Here is a 20247-nt window from a genome sequence, read left to right as displayed (position 1 = left end):
AGGCGGGAATCCATGCCGCGCCAGTCAGGATGCGGCGTATGGGTCCCCGCTTTCGCGAGGACGACCGGGGCACTCTACAGCACGCGGAGGTAGTCGCGCCGCACCAGCAAGCGGTCGCCGCAATCGAAGTGCCACCATTCGCTGTTGATGCCGACCCAGCCGGCCTGAAACATCGCGTCGCGCAGCAGCTGGCGGTTGGCGATCTGCTGCGCGGTCAACTCGCCGCGCGCCAGCATCGCGGCCTCCAGCGCAGGATGCGAACGTTCGGACAAATCATCGAAACCGGTTCCCATGAGCAGAACGTGGCGGCGGCGGAGATCACGCTGGATGCGACCGAGATGGCGGTACTGGATAACGCGCTCAAGCAGGTCGCCGGTCCGCGTTACAGCAAGGAGCGCATGGCGATGGTGGATCGCTAGCTCGTCATTCCCGCGCAGGCGGGAATCCATGCCGCGCCAGTCAGGATGCGGCGTATGGGTCCCCGCTTTCGCGAGGACGACCGGGGCGCTCTACAGCACGCGGAGGTAGTCGCGCCGCACCAGCAAGCGGTCGCCGCAATCGAAGTGCCACCATTCGCTGTTGATGCCGACCCAGCCGGCCTGAAACATCGCGTCGCGCAGCAGCTGGCGGTTGGCGATCTGCTGCGCGGTCAACTCGCCGCGCGCCAGCATCGCGGCCTCCAGCGCAGGATGCGAACGTTCGGACAAATCATCGAAACCGGTGCCCATGTCCAGCTCGCGGCCTTGCGCATCCAGCAAGGTCAGGTCCAGCGCCATGCCGAACGAGTGGATCGAGCCGCGCGCCGGATCGGCGATGTAGCCCAGCAGCTCCGTGCCCTGCAGCGCCAGCCACAGCTGCTCCTGCACGCGCTGCGGACGCAGGGCGTCCAGCACCAGCACCTTGCAGTCGGGACGCCGCTCGGCCAGCCATGCCACGACTTTCTCCAGCGCCGCCGCCGCATGGTGGTGCAGCCAGGCGCAATCGAGCGGCGAATACAAATCGCGGCCGACAAAGTTATCCGGCGTGGCGTAGCGCAGATCGACAGCGATGCCGGCGATGCTGTCGAGGCGCCGGAAGTCGGGGTGGCCGGCGATTTCTTCACAGCGGATGGTGACAGCCATGCGGCACTCCCGGCAAATTATTCAGTCGGCACCGTGCCTGGCGCCGGTTGCGGCGGCGGCATCACCGTCGGCGGGATCGCCATCTGCATGGCCGGCAGCGGGCTGGTCAGCACATCGAGGATGGCCGCCGTCTCCGCATCCGGCACGCCGTCATACAGCGCCTGCCGATACTTGGACTGGAACACCACCATCACATTGCGGGTGGCCTGGTCCAGCTCGCCCGTCTGCGGCACCGCATAGCCGTGCTGGGCCAGCTTGCGCTGGAACCAGGCCACGTCCGGCAACTGCTCCAGGAAGCCCGGCAGGCGCGCGGCCACGCGGCTCGCTTCCGGCCACGCGATCAGGCCGGCGTCGGCCAGCTGCTTCCACGGGAACATCGGACCGGGGTCCTGCTTGCGCTGCGGCGCGATATCGTTGTGGCCGAGGATGTTCTCCGGCTTGATGCCGTGGCGCGCCACGATCTGCTTCAACAGCAAAATCAGCTGGTCGATCTGCGCCTGTTTGAACGGCGCGTACACGCGGCCCTGCGGCGTCTCGACAAAGCCCGGGTTGACGATCTCGATGCCGATCGATGCCGAATTGAGCTGGTTGTAGATCTTCCAGCTGCTCAGCCCGGCGTGGTTGGCCTGGCGCGACTCGTCCACCAGCGTGTAGAAGAACGGCTGCTCCGTATCGGTCAACAGGTAGTGCGCGCTGACTTCCTGCTGGGTCAGGATCTTGATCGACTGCGGCAGGTCGCTGACCGTGTAGTGGATGATGATGTACTTGATGCGGTCGCTCTGGCTGCGCGCGCTCAGCGAGGTGTCGAGACGCGGCCCGGCGGGCGGCGGCGGCACGGTGGCGCAACCGGCTAGCAGGGCGACGGCGGTGGACAGGGCGGTCAGCGGAAGGATCTTCATCATTGGCGGTCTCGGCAGCGGTTCAATTCCGTGAGTGTAGAGCAATGCGGGCCGCAGCGTGGTGCGACTGTGCTTCTTTTTGCCGCAGCGACAGTTCCGGCGGCAGCGCCGCGCGCATCGTCTGCGCGATCAGCGGATGCAGCGTGGCGGCCCGGCCGCTCAGCACCAGCGGCCGCGGACCGTAGCGGCCCACCAGCGCCAGCCCGATGCGCGCCAGCTCCTGGCCGGCCTGTTCGAGGATGGCGCGCGCTACAGGGTCGGCATCGGCGCTCGCGGCCACGGCCAAAGCCAGGCGGCCAATGGCGCCCCGGTCCTGGCCGTAGATGAACTGGCGCGACAAGGCCCAGTCGCTGCCGCCGACCTGCTCGAACACCGCGCGCGCCATCGGCGATTGCTGCCACGCGCCGGGCTGCTCATCCTCCAGCCGCCAGATGTGGCGCATTGCCTCGCGCGCGATCCAGAAGCCGCCACCGCCGTCGTCGAGCGTGACGCCGCGTCCGCCGGCGCGGTGGAACACGCCGTCCTCGGCGATCCAGGCGGCGATGGAGCCGGTGCCGGCGTAGACCAGGTAGCCTTCGCCGGGCGCGAAATTGTCGAGGTAGGCGATTTCCACGTCGTTGCGCAGCGTGACCGCCGGCGGCGCAACTTGCAGCAGCTCGGCCAGCCATTGCGCGGGCAGCGTGGCCAGGCCGTCAAAGCCGGTCAGGCCGGCGCACACGCCGTGCGGCTTGCCCACCGCCAGCACCTGCGTCGCCAGCATCGAGAAGATGCCGCGCACCGCGTCGCGGCCGGCGGTGTTGCCCATCTGCGTAGCGGACATGCCGGCCACCGCGCCCTCGGCCACGATCACTCCTGCCGCGTCGGCCAGCGCCCAGCGGGTCTGCGTGCCGCCCGCGTCGATGCCCAGTCCCAGCTCGCCCATGTTTCGCTCCATGATACTCAGCGCATCACGCTGAGTCGTTCGCTTTCATTGCCCAGGCGGTCGATGGCGCTGACCACCACCGCCTGCGCCGAGCCGCCCGCCGCATCGTCCGACAACAGCAGCACCGGCCGTGAGGCGGGCGCCACCGCGAAGCGCCATTCCGAACCATAGCGCGACCAGATCGCATAATGCGCGACCGGCTTGCCGGCGCCGGCGGACAACTTCAGTCCCACGCCATTGCCTTCGCGCCGCACGGCGACGGTCGGCGCCGGCGGCGGCTCCGAGCCCAGCCACGGGCTGGCCGGGGCCAGCGCGGCGGTCTGGTAAGTCTGCGTCCGCAGCTGGTCGGCAATGCCCTTGCGGTTGTCCATCAGCGCCGCGATGCTGAAATGCAGATGGCCCTGCACGCCGGCGCGGCTGCGCGTGACGCCGATCTGCTTGACGATCTCCTCCGGCGCGAACGCCTTGGCGCTGTTGTCGATGCGGCTGGTGTACAGGCCGGGCCAGACGTGGCGCGCGCGGGTGTTCTGCGCCAGCCAGTAATCGAGCAGCACGTCGAACGCCTGCGGCGCCTGCGCCACCGGCCAGTACAGCTGCGGCGCCAGGTAGTCGAGCCAGCCATTGGCCAGCCACAGCTCGGCGTCCGCATACAGCTTGTCGTACTGGCTGAAGCCGACGATGCCGGCCGGGCGCCGGTCCGGACGGCCAATGCCGAACGGGCTGATGCCGAAGCGCACCCAGCTCTTTTCCTTGTGGATGCCGAGGTAGAGCGCCTCGATCAGCGTGTTGACGTTCTGGCGGCGCCAGCCGGCGCGGTCCAGCGTGCCGCCGCCCAGCAAGTAGCGCTGCCATGACGGCTGGTCCGGGAACTCCAGTTCCTGCTTCTGGCCAACGCCGGCGTCCAGCGCCACGCCTTCCGGGCCGGCCGTGCTGGCGGCCGTGTCGATCGGGTAGGGATAGAAATAGTCATCGATGTGGACGCCATCGATATCGTAGCGGCGCACCACGTCCAGCACCACGTCCAGCGTGTGCTGCGAGGCGGCCGCTTCGCCCGGGTCCATCCACAGGTAGCGGCCGTAGGATTTAACCACGTCAGGATTGGTGCTGCCGATGTGGTTGCGCGCCAGCGGCGACTTGGCCGTCGCGTGGCGGGCGCGGTAGGGATTGAACCACGCATGCAGCTCCAGTCCGCGCGCGTGCGCCTGCTCGATCCAGAATTGCAGCGGATCCCAGGCGGTGGCCGGCGCGCGGCCCTGCTGGCCGGTCAGGAACTCGGACCACGGCTCCAGCTCGGACGGGTAGATCGCATCCGCGCTTGGCCGCACCTGCAGCACAATGGCGTTCAGGTTCAGCGCCTGTGCGCGGTCGAGGATGGCGAGCGCTTCGGCCTGCTGCCTGGCCATGCTCAGGTTGTTGCGGCTGGGCCAATCGATGTTGGCCACGGTCGACACCCACGCCGCACGGAACTCGCGCGGCGCCGGCGGCGGCATGTTCATATCGAACGGTGCCGGTGATGGCGCCGTGGCGCCGGTCGCCGGTGGGCGTGGCGTGGCGCCGGTTGGCGCGGCAGGCGCTATCGGTGTGCTGGAACATCCATCCAGCAGCACGGCCAGTGCGCCGGCCATGCCGGCGGTCAGCGTCAACCGCTTCTTTGCATTAAAAACCAAAACCATTCCCCGAATCTATTGAGCACACGTATTGTAATTTTACCCCGCACTGCCCGGCGGGGTCGGACCCCGTACGGGGTCCGACCCCTAAGTGGTAGCGCAAGCGTATCACTCAACGCATACGGGGTTTATCTACCGAATTCAGGATCGATCCGTACCAGCGCCGTCATCCCGAACGCGGGCAGGGTCGAAATGCAGGCCCAGATGAAGAAATATTGATAACCCAGGTGCTGCTGTATCCAGCCGCTGACCATGCCCGGCAACATCATGCCGAGGGCCATGAAGCCGGTGCAGATCGCGTAGTGTGCGGTCTTGTGCTCGCCGTCCGCCACCAGCACCATGTACAGCATGAAGGCCGAGAAGCCGAAACCGTAGCCAAACTGCTCCACCGCCAGACAGGCGGAGATCAGCACGGTGTTGGTCGGCAGCGCGGTGGCCAGATAGACGAACACCAGGTCCGGCACGTGCATGACGAACACCATCGGCCACAGGCTGCGCTTCAGGCCGAAGCGGGAAATCACCACGCCGCCGGCCAGCCCGCCCAGCACCAGCGCGCACACGCCGATGGTGCCGTAGACCACGCCGAAGGTCTCGGTGCTCAGGCCCAGTCCGCCTTGCGCGCGTGGATCGAGCAGGAAGGGCGCCGCCATCTTCAGCAGTTGCGCCTCGCCGAGGCGGTACAGCAGCAGGAAACCCAGCGTGGCCTTGATGCCCGGCTTCTGGAAGAAACTGTGGAAGGTGCGCAGGAAATCCCTCCACAGCGCGCCGCCGCCGGCATGGCTGCGGTCGGTATCGGGGCGGGGCAGGATCAACTGGTGATACGCGCTCAAGGCCAGCATCAGGGCCGCCATCAGGCAGAACACCGCCGACCAGGCCCAGGCGGGATCACCGCTGGACGTGGCCAGCTTGCCGGCGAGGTAGACCAGGCCGCCTTGTCCGGAGATCATCGCCAGCTTGTAGAACGCGCTGCGCACGCCGACGAACGCGGCCTGCTGGTGCTGGGTCGGCAAGCCGAGCATGTAGTAGCCGTCGGAGGCGATATCGTGGGTGGCCGAGCTGAACGCCATCAGCCACAGCAAGGCCAGGCTCATGCGGAAGAAATCGGGCAGGTGCAGGGTCAGCGCCACGGAGGCGAGCGCCGCGCCGGTCAGCAGTTGCAGCAGCACGATCCAGCGCCGCTTGGTGCCGAACAGCTCCACGATGGGCGACCACAGCGGCTTGATCACCCAAGGCAGGTACAGCCACGCGGTATAAAACGCCAGATCGGTATTGGACACGCCGAGGTTCTTGTACATCACAGTCGACAACATCATCACCGCGACGTAAGGCACAGCCTGACTGAATGAGATACTAGGCACCCAGGCCCAGGCACTGCGTTGTTGCTTCATACCGCCTTTCAACCTGGGGTCAAGTCTGACATTCGGACACGAGCTCTGCTGTAGCAGCCGCTACGGCAGAGCTCGTGTCCGAATGTCAGACTTGACCCCAATTTTATTTCAGGGCCCGGCGGACATTGCCGTCCGATGCGTCGAGCAGGTTTTGCGCTTCTTCGATGGAGGTGTTTTTCAGCAGCGCGACGATGGCGACCTTGACGTGGAAGTGGCAGCGCTCCAGCACGCCGCGCGCGATGTCGGCGTCGACGCCGGTGGCGTGCATGGTCAGCCGCACCGCGCGTTCGACCAGCTTGACGTTGGTGGCGTGCATGTCCACCATCAGGTTGCCGTAGACTTTGTTCAGCCGCACCATCAAGGCGCTCGACAAGGTGTTCAGCACGATCTTCTGCGCCGTGCCCGCCTTCAGCCGCGTGCTGCCGGAGATGACTTCCGGCCCGGTGTCGATGGTGATGCCAACGTCGGCGCCGGCCGTCAGCGGCGTGCCGACGTTGTTGGCGATGCCGACCGTCAAAGCGCCCACCGTGCGCGCCGCCTGCAAAGCGCCCAGCACATACGGCGTGGTGCCCGACGCCGCCACCAGCAACACCACGTCGTTATAAACCGGATACAGCAACCGCAAGTCGGAAGCGCCCTTGGCGCGATCATCCTCCGCCCCCTCCACCGCCTCGAACATGGCGCCCAGGCCGCCGGCCAGCAGGGCAATGGCGCGCTCGTGCGGCCAGGAGAAAGTAGGGAACAATTCCACGCTGTCGAGGATGCCCAACCGCCCCGACGTGCCGGCGCCGACATAGATCAGCCGTCCGCCGGCGGCGATGCGCGGCGCCATCGACTGCACGGCGGCGGTGATGCTCGGCTCGGCGGCTTGCACCGCCCGCAGTGCGTGGGTCTGGTCCTCGACCAGCGCCGCCACCAATGCCTCAACCGAATATTGATCCAGCTGCGCGTGCTGCGTACTCGGCGTTTCGGTTTTTAGCATAGGTCGTTGTGTTACGTTGCGCGACGCATCTCCGCGACGAAGTCATAATGATCGCTGTGGCAATAGGAATGCGTCAGCTCCATCGCCTCGCCCGATTCCAGATAGGCAATACGGGTAATGTACAGCACCGCCTGCCCCTCGGGAACACCCAATTGCTTGGCCAGCTCAGCCGAGGCGTTCATCGCGCGGATGTGCTGCAAGGCGCGCGCCGGCGCCTGGCCGATGCTTTCCAGGTACTGGTACAGAGAGGCGCCGACCGCGTTCGGGTCGTTGAGCACGGTCTGCGGCAGCACCGACACCTCATACGCCATCACCACGTCGTCGGCCAGGCGCAGGCGCTCCAGCCGCGCCACCTTGGAATACGGCGACAGGCCCAGGCTCAGCTGCTCTTCCGGCGTCGGCGTCACCACCGCGCGCTTGAGCCAGCGCGAGCCGGGGATGTGGCCGCGCTGCTGCAACTGCTCGGAAAAACTGGTCAGGTTGGACAGCGGCTGCTCGATGCGCGGCGCAATATAGTTGCCCGATCCGCGGCGGCGCACCACCAGTCCCTGATCCACCAGCTGGTCGATGGCCTTGCGCGCGGTCACCCGCGACACGTTCAGCAGCTCCGACAGGGTCCGCTCGGAAGGCAGCGCCTGGTCCACCTGGTAACGGCCGTTATGGACATCGTCGCTTAATTTGCGGGCAATTTGCATGTACAGCGGCGTACTGTCGTTGGCATCCGCCTTGAATTCAAAACTGGTCTGGCTCATTCAAATCTCCTCACGCCTCTAGTGTAATAGCGTTACAGGAAACGTGTGTGCATCAGCACGCTGAAAAGAACAATATTTATACCCTTGGCATAACGGCAAGCCCGGCGGAATGCGGCTATTTGGCGGATAATGCTGGATCGTCACACCAGCCCGACCATCCGAATTCATGTCCAAGAAGTCCACCGCGCCCGCGGCCTGCCCCTGCGGCGGCCCCTCCCTGGCAAGCTGCTGCGGCCCGTATATCGAAGGTGCCGCCATCCCGCCGACCGCCGAGGCGCTGATGCGTTCGCGCTATACCGCCTACGTCCAGCGCAACGAGCCCTACCTGATGGCCACCTGGCACGCCAGCACCCGCCCGGCCGAGCCGATCATGAGCAAGGAAGAAAAATTGCAGTGGCTGGGACTTGAGGTAAAATCTGCTTTACGTTTACGTCAACGTAAAGCAGAAAACGCCGACCCGACCCGGGATACGGTGGAGTTTGTCGCCCGGTTCAAGACCAATGGCCGGGCCCAGCGTCTGCACGAGATCAGTAATTTTGTCCGCGAGCCGGCCGATGGCGGGCTGCGCTGGTTTTACGTTGACGGTAGTTTTCCAGAATAAATCATCAGGACGCGGCGGAGACACCGCGCAGAAAAAGGAAAAGCAATGCCGCAGATCGAAAGCAAACTCAATCCCCGCAGCGAGGATTTCAAAGCCAACGTGGCCGCCATGCAGGCCGTCGTCGACGACCTGCGCGACAAGGTCGCCAAAATCGCCCTCGGCGGCGGCGAGGCGGCATCGGCCAAGCACGTCGCCCGCGGCAAACTGCTGCCGCGCGACCGCGTGCAGATGCTGCTCGATCCCGGCACGCCCTTCCTCGAACTGTCGCAGATGGCGGCCTACGGCATGTACCAGGACGCCAACGGCGCCGACGCCGCGCCGGCGGCCGGCATCATCACCGGCATCGGCCGCGTGGCCGGCCAGGAGTGCGTGATCGTCTGTAACGACGCCACCGTCAAGGGCGGCACCTACTACCCGATGACGGTCAAGAAGCACCTGCGCGCGCAGGAAATCGCCGACCAGAACAACCTGCCGTGCATCTACCTGGTCGATTCGGGCGGCGCCAACCTGCCCAACCAGGACGACGTCTTCCCGGACCGCGACCACTTCGGCCGCATCTTCTACAACCAGGCCAACCTGTCGGCCAAGGGCATCCCGCAGATCGCCGTGGTGATGGGCTCCTGCACCGCAGGCGGCGCCTACGTGCCGGCGATGAGCGACGAATCGATCATCGTCAAGGAACAGGGCACCATCTTCCTCGGCGGCCCGCCGCTGGTGAAGGCCGCCACCGGCGAAGTAGTCACCGCCGAAGACCTGGGCGGCGGCGACGTCCACACGCGTTTGTCCGGCGTGGCCGACCACCTGGCGCAGAACGACCTGCACGCGCTGTCGCTGGCGCGCACCATCGTCTCGAATCTGAACCGCACCAAGCCACAGCAGGGCGCGTTGCGCGAGGCGGCGGAACCGAAGTACCCCACCGAAGAACTGTACGGCGTGATCCCGGTCGACACCCGCAAGCCATTCGACGTGCGCGAAGTGATCGCCCGCATCGTCGACGGCAGCGAGTTCGATGAATTCAAGGCGCGCTACGGCACCACGCTGATCTGCGGCTTCGCCCACATCTTCGGCATGAAGGTCGGCATCATCGCCAACAACGGCATCCTGTTCTCCGAGTCCGCGCTGAAAGGCGCGCACTTCATCGAGCTGTGCGCGCAGCGCAAGATCCCGCTGGTGTTCCTGCAAAATATCACCGGCTTCATGGTCGGCCGCAAATACGAAAACGAAGGCATCGCCCGCAACGGCGCCAAGATGGTGACGGCGGTCGCCACCGCCGCCGTGCCCAAGTTCACCGTCATCATCGGCGGCAGCTTCGGCGCCGGCAACTACGGCATGTGCGGCCGCGCCTTCTCGCCGCGCTTCATGTGGATGTGGCCTAACGCCCGCATCTCCGTCATGGGCGGCGACCAGGCCGCGTCGGTGCTGGCCACCGTCAAGCGCGACGGCATCGAAGGCAAGGGCGGCTCGTGGACGGCGGAAGAAGAAGCCGCGTTCAAGCAGCCGATCAAGGAGCAGTACGAGCACCAGGGCCACCCGTACTACGCCACCGCGCGCCTGTGGGACGACGGCGTGATCGACCCGGCCGACACCCGCATGGTGCTGGGCCTGGGCCTGTCGGCCGCGCTCAACGCCGAAATCCCGGACACCAAGTTCGGCGTCTTCAGGATGTAAGCAGACGATGACCATGCAGACCCGATCCCGTCACGCACTGGCAGCGCTGCTGCTGGCGGCGGCTTGCGCCCCGGCGCAGGCAGGCCCCTTGCCGGTGATCGATGCGGGCATGGGCGAGCAGGTCATCGCCATCCCCGCTAAGATAGCCGGCGCCGGGATCAGCCTGCAGACCACCATCTACAAACCGCCGGGCGACGGCCCGTTCCCGGTGCTGTTCATGAACCACGGCAAAGCCGCCGGCGAAGCTCACCAGCAGGAACGGGCGCGCTACCCGGTCATCAGCCGCGAGTTCGTCAAGCGCGGCTATGCAGTGGTGATCCCGATGCGGCTGGGCTTTGCCGGCTCCGGCGGCACCTACGTCAACTCGCACTGCCACGCAAAAGAAAACGGCGAAGACCAGGCGTCGTCGCTGTACGCGGCGATGACCTACGTGATGAAACAGCCGTGGGCCGACCAGCAGCACGTGATCCTGGCCGGCCAGTCGCACGGCGGCCTGACGGCGATCGCCGCCGGCAGCCATAACATCAGCGGCGTGCGGGGCGTGATCAACTTCGCCGGTGGCGTCAACAGCCGCTCGCATTGCGACTGGCAGGCCGCGCTGGTCGATGCATTCAAGGCCTACGGCGCGGTCAGCACCACGCCTAGCATCTGGTTCTACGGCGCCAACGACCAGCACTTCGGCCCCAGGCTGGCGGCCGATATGTACGCGGCCTACACCGCCGGTGGCGGCAAGGCGCAGCTGGTGGCCTACGGACCGTTCAAGCGCGATGCGCACGGCATGAGCTCCAGCCCGGACGGCGTCGCCATCTGGCTGCCGGAGACCACGCGCTTCCTGCAAGGCGTCGGCATGCCGACCGAAATCAAATATACGATCAAGGACAAGAGATGAGCTTTACTACGCTGACCATCAGCCGCGAAGGAAAAGTCGCCACCGTCACGCTGAACCGCCCGGATGTGCGCAACGCCTTCAACGAAACCACCATCGCCGAGATCACGCGAGCCTTCGGCGAGCTCGGTGCGGAAGAAGACCTGCGCGCGATTGTGCTGGCAGCGAACGGCCCGGCCTTCTGCGCCGGCGCCGACTTGAACTGGATGAAAAAAATGGCGGGCTATACGCACGCCGAAAACCATGCCGACGCTCTGCAACTGGCGGAGATGCTACGCACGATCTACCTGTGTCCCAAGCCCGTGGTGGCCAAGGTGCAGGGCGATTGCTACGCCGGCGGCATGGGGGTGGTCTCCGCGTGCGACATCATCGTCGCGGTCGACCAGGCCAACTTCTGCCTGAGCGAAGTGAAACTGGGACTGATCCCCGCGACCATTTCGCCCTATGTGATCAAGGCCATGGGCGAGAACGCGTCGCGCCGCTACTTCCTCACCGCCGAGCGTTTCGGCGCGCAGGAAGCGCTGCGCATCGGCTTCGCGCACGAAGTGGTGGCCGCCGACGCGCTCGACGCCAAGGTGGCGGAGATCGTCAAAGCCTTGGTCAACAACAGCCCGAACGCCGTGCAGCAAGCCAAGGTGCTGGTGCGAGAAGTGGTCGGGCAAACCGTCAACGATGCGCTGCTGGCCGATACCGCCGAGCGCATCGCCCATATCCGCGCCTCGGAACAGGGCCGCGAAGGCGTGGCCTCGTTCCTGGAGAAGCGCAAGCCGTCATGGCTAGTTTAGTTACCCCCGCCGTCATCCTCGCGAATGCGGGGATCCATGCTGAGCATCCTATATGCCGCAGCATGGATTCCCGCCTGCGCGGGAATGACGACGCGGGGATAGGAGTATTTTTTGGAATTGAATAAACAAAGCGACTGGGTCGCACGCAGCCTGCGCAGCGTATGGCATCCGTGCACCCAGATGCAGCACCACGAAACCATCCCGCTGATCCCTGTGAAGAGCGGCAAGGGCGCGTGGCTGTACGACCATGAAGGCCGCCGCTACCTCGATGCGATCAGCTCCTGGTGGGTGAACCTGTTCGGCCACGCCAACCCGCGCATCAACGCCGCGCTGAAGGACCAGCTGGACACGCTGGAACACGCCATGCTGGCCGGCTTCACGCACGAGCCGGTGATCGAGCTGTCGGAAAAACTGTCGGCGCTAACCGGCCATGTGCTCGGCCACACCTTCTACGCCAGCGACGGCGCCTCGGCGGTGGAAATCGCGCTGAAGATGAGCTTCCACTCCTGGCGCAACAACGGCAAGAGCGGCAAGCAGGAATTCGTCTGCCTCAAGGGCAGCTACCACGGCGAGACCATCGGCGCCCTGGCCGTCACCGACGTCGCCCTGTTCAAGGACGCCTACGGCCCGCTGCTGCGCGCCTCGCAAACGGTGATGTCGCCGGACGCCAGGAATGCCAACGCCGCCGAAGGCGAAACCGCCGAAGACATGGCCCGCAAAGCCGCCGCCGACGTCGAGCGCCTGTTCGTCGAACGCGCCGACAAGATCGCCGCCATCATCATCGAACCGCTGGTGCAGTGCGCCACCGGCATGGCGATGCACGACCCGCTGTACCTGAAGCTGGTGCGCGAACTGTGCGACCGTCACAGCGTGCACCTGATCCTCGACGAAATCGCCGTCGGCTGCGGCCGCACCGGTACCTTCTTCGCCTGCGAGCAGGCCGGCGTGTGGCCGGATTTCCTGTGCCTGTCGAAGGGCATCAGCGGCGGCTACCTGCCGCTGTCGCTGGTGATGACGCGCGACGAGATCTACCAATCCTTCTACAGCAACGACGTCACGCGCGGCTTCCTGCACTCGCACTCGTACACCGGCAACCCGCTGGCCTGCCGCGCCGCGCTGGCGACGCTGCAAATCTTCGAGGAAGACGATGTGCTGGCGGCCAACCGCGTGAAAGCCGCACGTCTGACCGCAGCGCTGCAACCGCTGGCGCAGCACAAGCAGGTGCGCAACTTCCGCCAGCGCGGCATGATCTGGGCCTTCGACGCCATCGACGCCAAGCCGGACTTCTCGCGCCGCTTCTTCGCCACGGCGGTGGAGCACGAGCTGCTGATGCGCCCTATCGGTTCCACCGTCTACATGATGCCGCCCTATATCCTCAACGACGAGGAAATCGACAGCCTCGCCGCCAACACGCTGGCCGTGTTCAACCAAGTGATGGTGGGCTGACCATGGAAATGCTGAATCAACTCAAGCAGCAGCTGCAGGCGCTGGCAGAACAGGACCTGATCCGCACCCGCCGCACGGTCGACACGCCTTGCGGTCCGCGCGTGTCGGTCGGCGGCCGCGAACTGCTGGCCTTCTGCACCAACGACTACCTCGGCCTGGCCAACCACCGCAGCATCAAGCTCGCGCTGCAGGAAGGCGCGGCGATGTACGGCGTCGGCAGCGGCGCCTCGCACCTGATCAGTGGCCACGGTCGCGCCCACGCCATGCTGGAAGAACGGCTGGTGGAATTCGTCGGCGCGCATCTGGAGTCGCCGCGCGCGCTCACTTTCTGCACCGGCTACATGGCCAACCTCGCCATCGTCACCGGCCTGACCGCCGCCGACCGCGATGCCGACATCTTCTCCGAATCGCTGAACCACGCCTCGCTGATCGACGGCGCCCGCCTGTCGCGCGCCAACGTCAAGGTCTACCCGCATGCCGACCTGGAAGCGCTGGCCCAGCTGCTGGCCACCTCCAAGGCCGCTACCAAACTGGTAGTGACGGACAGCGTCTTCAGCATGGACGGCGACCTGGCGCCGCTGCCGCAGCTGCTGGCTTTGTGCGAACAGCACAGCGCCTGGCTGGTGGTGGACGACGCCCACGGCTTCGGCACGCTGGGCGACAACGGCCACGGCGCGCTGGAGCACTTCAACCTGCGCTCGCCCAACCTGGTGTATATGGGCACGCTGGGCAAGGCGGCCGGCGTCAGCGGCGCTTTCGTCGCCGCGCACGAGACGGTGATCGAAACGCTGATCCAGAAAGCCCGCCCCTACATCTTCACCACCGCCACGCCGCCGGCGCTAGCGCACGCGCTGCTGACCAGCCTCGAACTGCTGGAAGGCGACGAGGGCCGCAGCCGGCGCGCACAGCTGCAAGCTTTGGTGGCACAATTGGACGATGGCCTGCGCCTCAAGCGCTGGCAACGCCTGCCCTCGATGACTGCGATCCAGCCCATCCTGATCGGCGATAATGCCGAGACCATGCGTGCCGGCGCGGCCTTGTACGAGCAGGGCCTGTGGGTGGGCACCATCCGTCCGCCGACTGTGGCGCCGGGCACCTCGCGCCTGCGCGTGACGCTGTCGGCAGCGCATAGCAGCATGGAAGTCGCGAAACTGATAGCCGCGATCAACGCATTGGAAAGGACTTGATATGAGTCTCGACGATCCCGTCATCGCCGTGGAAACACCGCAAACGCAGGTGCAGCCAGCGCCGGTCGCCACCGGCATTCCGCCGCATTTCAGCTGTTTCGTCACCGGCACCGACACCGAAATCGGCAAGACGCTGGTCTCATCGGCGATGCTGCACGCGCTGGTGCAGGCCGGCGTGCGCGCCTGCGGCATGAAGCCGGTGGCCGCCGGCGCCGAACTACGCGACGGCGAATGGCACAACGACGACTGCGACCAGCTGGCCGCCGCCGGCAACGTCCACCTGCTGCAATCGATCACCACGCCGTTCCTGCTGAAGGAAGCGGCCGCACCACACATCGCCGCCGCGCTGGAAGGCGTCACCATTTCGCCGGTGCCGATTCTTGCGGCCTACATCGAGATCAACGCCGCCTCCGACGCCTCGGTGGTGGAGGGCGTGGGCGGCTTCCGCGTGCCGCTCAACGACGATTTCGACACCGCCGACCTGGCCGAGCAGCTCGACCTGCCGGTGGTGCTGGTGGTCGGCCTGCGGCTCGGCTGCATCAGCCACGCGCTGCTGACGGTGGAAGCGATCGAAGCGCGCGGCCTGCGGCTGGCCGGCTGGGTCGCCAACGAAACGCAGGACGACATGGCCTTCGCCGACGAAAACGTCGCCGCGCTGGAACAGCGCATCAGCGCACCGCTGCTGGGCCGCATACCGCGCCTGGCCGAACCCGGCGCGCAAGCCGCCGCCGAATATCTCGACTTTACGCAGCTGCCAAATTGGCCAGCTCAGAACAAACTTTGAACGAAGAAGGAAACACGATGTCCCAGAACACCCTCCAAGAACCGAAAACCGTTTCGCTGCACCGTCCGACGGCCGCCATCACCTTGCCGCCTGCCGCGACATGGCCGCTGGAAGACGTGATGGCATTGTTCGACCTGCCGTTCAATGATCTGATGTTCCGCGCGCAGCAGACCCACCGCGCCAACTTCCCGGACGGCGACGTCGAACTGGCCACGCTGCTGTCGATCAAAACCGGCGGCTGCGAGGAAGACTGCGGCTACTGCCCGCAGGCGGCGCGCTACGACACCGGCGTCGAAGCCAAGAAGATCCTCGACATCGACACCGTGCTCGATGCGGCCAGGCAGGCCAAGGACAACGGCGCCACCCGCTTCTGCATGGGCGCCGCATGGCGCAGCCCTAAAGACCGCGACATGGACAAGGTCGAAGAGATGGTGCGCGAAGTGAAGGCGCTGGGCCTGGAGACCTGCGCCACGCTGGGCATGCTGGAAGAAAAGCAGGCCGAGCGCCTGAAGGCCGCCGGCCTCGATTATTACAACCACAACCTGGATACCGCGCCGGAGTTCTACGACAACGTGATCTCGACCCGCGAATACCAGGACCGCCTGGACACGCTGGGCCGCATCCGCGAAGCGGGCCTGAAGGTCTGCTGCGGCGGCATCGTCGGCATGGGCGAATCGCGCCTGCAGCGCGCAGGGTTGATCGCGCAGCTGGCCAACCTGAATCCGTATCCCGAGTCGGTGCCGGTCAACCATCTGGTGCAGGTGGAAGGCACGCCGCTGTACGGCATGGACCCGCTGGATCCGTTCGAATTCGTACGCACCATCGCCGTGGCCCGCATCACGATGCCGAAGGCGCGCGTGCGTCTGTCGGCGGGCCGCCGTCAGATGGGTGAGGCGGTGCAGTCGATGTGCTTCCTGGCCGGCGCCAATTCGATCTTCTACGGCGACAAGCTGCTCACCACCGACAACCCGGAAGCGGAAGACGACCGCACGCTGTTGAACAAACTGGGCCTGAAAACCCGCGGCGCCGTGCTGGACTCGGCACCGAAGGAGAAGTGCGGCTGCTAACACGTCACTCGTCGCTCCCGCGAAAGCGGGAGCCCATGCTGAGCCAGCCATATCTGATCGAGATGCTCAGCATGGATTCCCGCCTGCGCGGGAATGACGCGGACGGTTTTACGGTTAACTATAAAAAAACTTCCAGCCACAAGCTGCCAAGAGAGAGACCATGTTCACAAAAATACTGATCGCCAACCGTGGTGAAATCGCCTGCCGCGTGGCCGCCACCGCGCGCCGCATGGGCATCAAGACCGTCGCCGTGTACTCGGAAGCGGACGCCAATGCCAAGCATGTCGCGGTGTGCGATGAAGCGGTGCTGATCGGCCCCGCAGCCGCCAAAGAAAGCTATCTGCGCGGCGAGAAAATCATCGCCGTGGCCAAGGCCACCGGCGCGCAAGCGATCCATCCCGGCTATGGCTTCCTCTCCGAGAACGCCGAATTCGCCGACGCCTGCGCCGAAGCGGGCCTTGTATTCATTGGGCCGCCTGCATCGGCGATGCGCGCGATGGGCTCCAAGTCCGCCGCCAAGCAGCTGATGGAGAAGGCCAACGTGCCGCTGGTGCCCGGCTATCACGGCGAGCAGCAGGACGCCGACTTCCTGCACGCGCAGGCCGACAAGATCGGCTACCCGGTGCTGCTGAAGGCGTCCGCCGGCGGCGGCGGCAAGGGCATGCGCGTGATCGAGAACTCGGCGCAATTCAAGGACGCGCTGGCCTCATGCAAGCGCGAGGCGATCAGTTCCTTCGGCGACGACAAGGTGCTGGCGGAGAAATACCTCCAGCGTCCGCGCCACATTGAAATCCAGGTGTTTGCCGATACCCTCGGCAACTGCATCTATCTGTTCGAGCGCGATTGCTCGGTACAGCGCCGCCACCAGAAAGTGCTGGAGGAAGCGCCGGCGCCCAACATGCCGGCCGAACGCCGCGCGGCGATGGGCGAGGCCGCGGTCGCCGCCGCCAAGGCTGTCGGCTACGTCGGCGCCGGCACGGTGGAGTTCATCGCCAACCAGGACGGCTCGTTCTACTTCATGGAGATGAACACCCGCCTGCAGGTCGAACACCCGGTCACCGAAATGATCACCGGGACCGACCTGGTGGAATGGCAGCTGCGCGTGGCCGCCGGCGAGCCGCTGCCGAAGCTGCAGCACGAACTGGCCATCAACGGCCACTCGATCGAGGCGCGCATCTACGCGGAGAATCCGGAGAAGGGCTTCCTGCCGTCGATCGGCACCTTGCGCCATATGAAAACGCCAGGCGCGGTCGCCTTTGAGCTGGGCGGTGCCGCCAATCTGCCAGCCGGTGTGCGCATCGATTCCGGCGTGCGCGCCGGCGATGCGATCTCGCCGTTCTACGATCCGATGATCGCCAAGCTGATTGTCTGGGGTGCGGACCGCAAGCAGGCCCTGGCCCGCATGGCGCAGGCGCTGTCGCAGTACCAGATCGTCGGCCTGGCCACCAACATCGCCTTCCTGAAACGCCTGGTCGAAGGCCAGGCCTTCTCGACGGCCGACCTGGATACGGGCCTGATCGAACGCAATCACGACGCGCTGTTCCCCGCCGCCCAAGCGGTGCCGAATGCAGCGCTGGCGCTGGCCGCCGTGTCGCTGATCGAATCCGAAAAGGACCGCTCTGCCGCGCAATCCGGCGCCAACGCAGCCGATCCGTGGGGCCAGGCGCTGGGCTGGCGCATGAACCATCCATACGTGCGCGCGCTGTCGTTCGGCGACGAGTTCGCGGCGGCCCAGCCGTATGGCGTCAACATCAGCTACCGCGCCGCCGACTGGCTGTTCAGCGTCGGCACAGCTCAGCCGCAGGTGCTGAGCCTGATGTCGCAAAACGGAAATGACTTCAGCATCAAGCTGGGCGAGCAGGCCGTGCACGGCACCGTGCGCCGCGACGGCGACATGCTGCATGTGTTCACCAACGGTGCGCACTATCCATTGGCCTACAATGATCCGATGGCCCACGCCGGCGAAACCGAAGCTGAGGGCGGCCGACTGACCGCGCCCATGCCGGGCAAGGTGGTCGCGGTGCTGGCCGCCAAAGGCCAGGAGGTGAAGAAGGGCGACGCCCTGGTCATCATGGAAGCCATGAAAATGGAACATACCATCGCCGCGCCGCACGATGGTGTGGTCGACGAGATCCTGTACAGCGTGGGCGACCAGGTGGCCGATGGCGCACCGCTGCTGGCGTTCAAGACGGCGTAAGGGGAGAACATCATGCGTATTCTTTTACATCGGGCGGACGGCAAGACCGAACCGTGGATCAAGGACTTTGCCAGGTACCTGCCGGAAGCCGAAGTCGACATCTGGCATGCCGGCGAAAAAAACGAGGTCTGCGACTACGCGGTCGTATGGTCGCCGCCGGAAGCGATGCTGCCGGAGCTGGCGCTGGTCAAGGCGATCTTCGTCACCGGCGCCGGCGTCGACGCGCTGCTCAAGTTCAGCGACGCGCTGCCGCGGCACATACCCATCATCCGCCTGGAGGACGCCGGCATGGCGCTGCAGATGGCGGAATATGTGACCTATTCGGTGCTGCGCTACTTCCGCCGTTTCGACGAGTACGAGACCCAGGCACGCGCCGGCCAGTGGCTGCCGCTGCCGCAGTATCCGAAGGAAGACTTCGCGGTCGGCGTGTTGGGCATGGGGGTGCTGGGCACGCGCGTGCTGGAGGCGCTGGCGCCGTTCGGCTTCCCGCTGCGCGGCTGGAGCCGCACCGAGAAGAGCATGCCGGGCGTGCAGTGCTTCCACGGTGCCGACGGCCTGGACACCTTCCTGCGCGGCAGCCGGGTGCTGGTCTGCATGCTGCCGCTGACGCCGGATACCAACAACCTGATCAACCGCACCAACATGAGCAAGCTGCCGCAAGGCTCGTACCTGATCAACGTGGCGCGCGGCGCGCATGTGGCCGAGCCGGATCTGCTGTCGCTGATCAAATCGGGCCATATCGGCGCCGCCACGCTGGACGTGTTCCGCAACGAGCCGCTGCCGACCCAGCATCCGTTCTGGCAGGAGCCGCGCATCACGATCACGCCGCATATCTCGGCGCTGACCTTGCGGCGCGAAAGCGTGCAGCAGATCGCCGAAAAAATCCGCAAGACCGCGAAGGGCGAGATCGTCGCCGGCGTGGTCGACCGCAACCGAGGATATTGAAATGAGCAGTTTGCCGAAACAGGTAAAGATCGTCGAAGTCGGCCCGCGCGACGGCCTGCAAAACGAAAAAGAGAGCGTGCCCGCCGAAGTGAAGATCGAGCTGGTGAACCGCCTGGCCAGCGCCGGTTTCCAGAACATCGAAGCGGCGTCGTTCGTGTCGCCAAAGTGGGTGCCGCAGATGGCCACCAGCAAAGAGGTGATGGCCGCGATTACCCGCAAGCCGGGCGTGATCTATTCCGCGCTGACGCCGAACATGCAGGGCTTCGAGGCGGCGCTGGCGGCCAGGGCGGACGAGGTGGTGATCTTCGGTTCGGCCTCGGAGGCGTTCTCGCAAAAGAATATCAACTGCTCGATCGCCGAATCGATCGCGCGCTTTGAAGGCGTGGCGAAAGCGGCCAAGGATAATGGCCTGCGCCTGCGCGGCAGTATCAGCTGCTCGTTCGGCTGCCCGTACCAGGGCGAGGTGCCGCTGGACGCGGTGGCCGACGTGGTGGGCCGCATACGCGACCTGGGCTGCGACGAGATCGACATCGCCGACACCATCGGCGTCGCCACGCCACGCAAGACGCAGGCGGTGATGGAGACGGCGATCCGCGCCTTCCGCGTCGATGGTTTGGCGGGCCACTTCCACGACACGTATGGCCAGGCGCTGGCCAACATCTACGCCAGCCTGGAGCTGGGTATCTCGATTTATCACTCGTCGGTGTCGGGTTTGGGCGGCTGCCCGTATGCGAAGGGGGCGACCGGCAACGTCGCCACCGAGGACGTACTGTACATGATGCAGGGACTGGGAATTGAAACCGGCATCGACCTCGATATCGTGGTTGATGCCGGCCAGTTCATCTCGCAGTTCCTGGGCCGCAAAGGCGCCAGCCGCGCCGGCAACGCCATCGCTGCCAAGCGCGCCGGCTAACGTCATCATCGCCAGCCGCGCCGCCTAACGTCATCAT

General features: G+C 65.8%; 20 protein-coding genes. 12 read left to right on the top strand and 8 right to left on the bottom strand.

Annotation, left to right across the window (positions count from 1 at the left end):
• Positions 1-74 precede the first annotated feature (74 nt).
• Positions 75-272, bottom strand: coding sequence for a M15 family metallopeptidase (locus ACEN9O_RS09410; protein ID WP_495617299.1), 198 nt, complete (start codon positions 270-272; stop codon positions 75-77).
• On the opposite strand from ACEN9O_RS09410, the gene ACEN9O_RS09405 reads away from it, so the two are divergent.
• A complete protein-coding gene (locus ACEN9O_RS09405; protein ID WP_495617298.1) occupies positions 255-419 on the top strand; it encodes a hypothetical protein in 165 nt (54 codons plus the stop codon). The genes ACEN9O_RS09410 and ACEN9O_RS09405 overlap by 18 nt on opposite strands.
• 90 nt (positions 420-509) lie before the next feature.
• On the opposite strand, the gene ACEN9O_RS09400 is transcribed toward ACEN9O_RS09405, so the two are convergent.
• The 7 genes from ACEN9O_RS09400 to ACEN9O_RS09370 all read right to left on the bottom strand — a co-directional run bounded on the left by ACEN9O_RS09400 (position 510) and on the right by ACEN9O_RS09370 (position 7731).
• Positions 510-1121, bottom strand: coding sequence for a M15 family metallopeptidase (locus tag ACEN9O_RS09400; protein ID WP_495617297.1), 612 nt, complete (start codon positions 1119-1121; stop codon positions 510-512).
• Between the two features lie 17 nt (positions 1122-1138).
• On the bottom strand, positions 1139-2020 hold the full coding sequence (locus ACEN9O_RS09395; protein ID WP_495618451.1) for an N-acetylmuramoyl-L-alanine amidase: 882 nt from the start codon (positions 2018-2020) through the stop codon (positions 1139-1141).
• A gap of 22 nt (positions 2021-2042) precedes the next feature.
• The gene (locus tag ACEN9O_RS09390; RefSeq protein ID WP_495617296.1) at positions 2043-2942 is read right to left on the bottom strand and encodes an N-acetylglucosamine kinase; all 900 of its coding nucleotides are present in this window, start codon (positions 2940-2942) and stop codon (positions 2043-2045) included.
• 17 nt (positions 2943-2959) lie between these two features.
• Positions 2960-4615 carry a glycoside hydrolase family 10-like protein gene (locus ACEN9O_RS09385; protein ID WP_495617295.1) on the bottom strand — a complete coding sequence of 552 codons (1656 nt, stop codon included), beginning with the start codon at positions 4613-4615 and terminating at the stop codon, positions 2960-2962.
• Positions 4616-4737: 122 nt separating this feature from the next.
• Positions 4738-5922 carry an MFS transporter gene (locus tag ACEN9O_RS09380; protein WP_495617294.1) on the bottom strand — a complete coding sequence of 395 codons (1185 nt, stop codon included), beginning with the start codon at positions 5920-5922 and terminating at the stop codon, positions 4738-4740.
• Positions 5923-6100: 178 nt separating this feature from the next.
• Positions 6101-6979: an N-acetylmuramic acid 6-phosphate etherase gene (murQ, locus tag ACEN9O_RS09375; RefSeq protein ID WP_495617293.1), complete on the bottom strand. Its 879-nt coding sequence runs from the start codon at positions 6977-6979 to the stop codon at positions 6101-6103.
• Between the two features lie 11 nt (positions 6980-6990).
• On the bottom strand, positions 6991-7731 hold the full coding sequence (locus tag ACEN9O_RS09370) for a GntR family transcriptional regulator (RefSeq protein ID WP_008443158.1): 741 nt from the start codon (positions 7729-7731) through the stop codon (positions 6991-6993).
• Between the two features lie 166 nt (positions 7732-7897).
• On the opposite strand from ACEN9O_RS09370, the gene ACEN9O_RS09365 reads away from it, so the two are divergent.
• From ACEN9O_RS09365 to ACEN9O_RS09315, 11 genes are all read left to right on the top strand, one after another.
• Positions 7898-8332: a YchJ family protein gene (locus ACEN9O_RS09365; protein WP_495617292.1), complete on the top strand. Its 435-nt coding sequence runs from the start codon at positions 7898-7900 to the stop codon at positions 8330-8332.
• Positions 8333-8377: 45 nt separating this feature from the next.
• Positions 8378-10000: a carboxyl transferase domain-containing protein gene (locus tag ACEN9O_RS09360; RefSeq protein WP_495617291.1), complete on the top strand. Its 1623-nt coding sequence runs from the start codon at positions 8378-8380 to the stop codon at positions 9998-10000.
• Positions 10001-10013: 13 nt separating this feature from the next.
• Positions 10014-10889, top strand: a complete 876-nt coding sequence (locus ACEN9O_RS09355) for a dienelactone hydrolase family protein (protein WP_495617290.1) — start codon at positions 10014-10016, stop codon at positions 10887-10889.
• Positions 10886-11671, top strand: coding sequence for an enoyl-CoA hydratase/isomerase family protein (locus ACEN9O_RS09350; protein WP_495617289.1), 786 nt, complete (start codon positions 10886-10888; stop codon positions 11669-11671). Before ACEN9O_RS09355 ends, ACEN9O_RS09350 begins: the two co-directional genes overlap by 4 nt.
• A 111-nt stretch (positions 11672-11782) precedes the next feature.
• Positions 11783-13117, top strand: a complete 1335-nt coding sequence (bioA, locus tag ACEN9O_RS09345; protein WP_495617288.1) for an adenosylmethionine--8-amino-7-oxononanoate transaminase — start codon at positions 11783-11785, stop codon at positions 13115-13117.
• A gap of 2 nt (positions 13118-13119) precedes the next feature.
• On the top strand, positions 13120-14304 hold the full coding sequence (gene bioF, locus ACEN9O_RS09340) for an 8-amino-7-oxononanoate synthase (RefSeq protein WP_495617287.1): 1185 nt from the start codon (positions 13120-13122) through the stop codon (positions 14302-14304).
• Position 14305: 1 nt separating this feature from the next.
• Positions 14306-15088 carry a dethiobiotin synthase gene (gene bioD, locus ACEN9O_RS09335; RefSeq protein ID WP_495617286.1) on the top strand — a complete coding sequence of 261 codons (783 nt, stop codon included), beginning with the start codon at positions 14306-14308 and terminating at the stop codon, positions 15086-15088.
• Positions 15089-15105: 17 nt separating this feature from the next.
• The gene (bioB, locus tag ACEN9O_RS09330; protein WP_495617285.1) at positions 15106-16155 is read left to right on the top strand and encodes a biotin synthase BioB; all 1050 of its coding nucleotides are present in this window, start codon (positions 15106-15108) and stop codon (positions 16153-16155) included.
• A gap of 160 nt (positions 16156-16315) precedes the next feature.
• Positions 16316-18352, top strand: a complete 2037-nt coding sequence (locus tag ACEN9O_RS09325) for an acetyl/propionyl/methylcrotonyl-CoA carboxylase subunit alpha (protein ID WP_495617284.1) — start codon at positions 16316-16318, stop codon at positions 18350-18352.
• 12 nt (positions 18353-18364) lie between these two features.
• Complete coding sequence (locus tag ACEN9O_RS09320; RefSeq protein ID WP_495617283.1) at positions 18365-19297, top strand: 2-hydroxyacid dehydrogenase; 933 nt, start codon at positions 18365-18367, stop codon at positions 19295-19297.
• Position 19298: 1 nt separating this feature from the next.
• Positions 19299-20210, top strand: coding sequence for a hydroxymethylglutaryl-CoA lyase (locus ACEN9O_RS09315; protein WP_495617282.1), 912 nt, complete (start codon positions 19299-19301; stop codon positions 20208-20210).
• The last annotated feature ends 37 nt before the right edge of the window (positions 20211-20247 follow it).

The sequence above is a fragment of the Duganella sp. Dugasp78 genome (genome assembly GCF_059491455.1).
The sequence above is the reverse complement of the archived record's forward strand: the minus strand, read 5'-3'. Positions and strand labels throughout refer to the sequence as shown.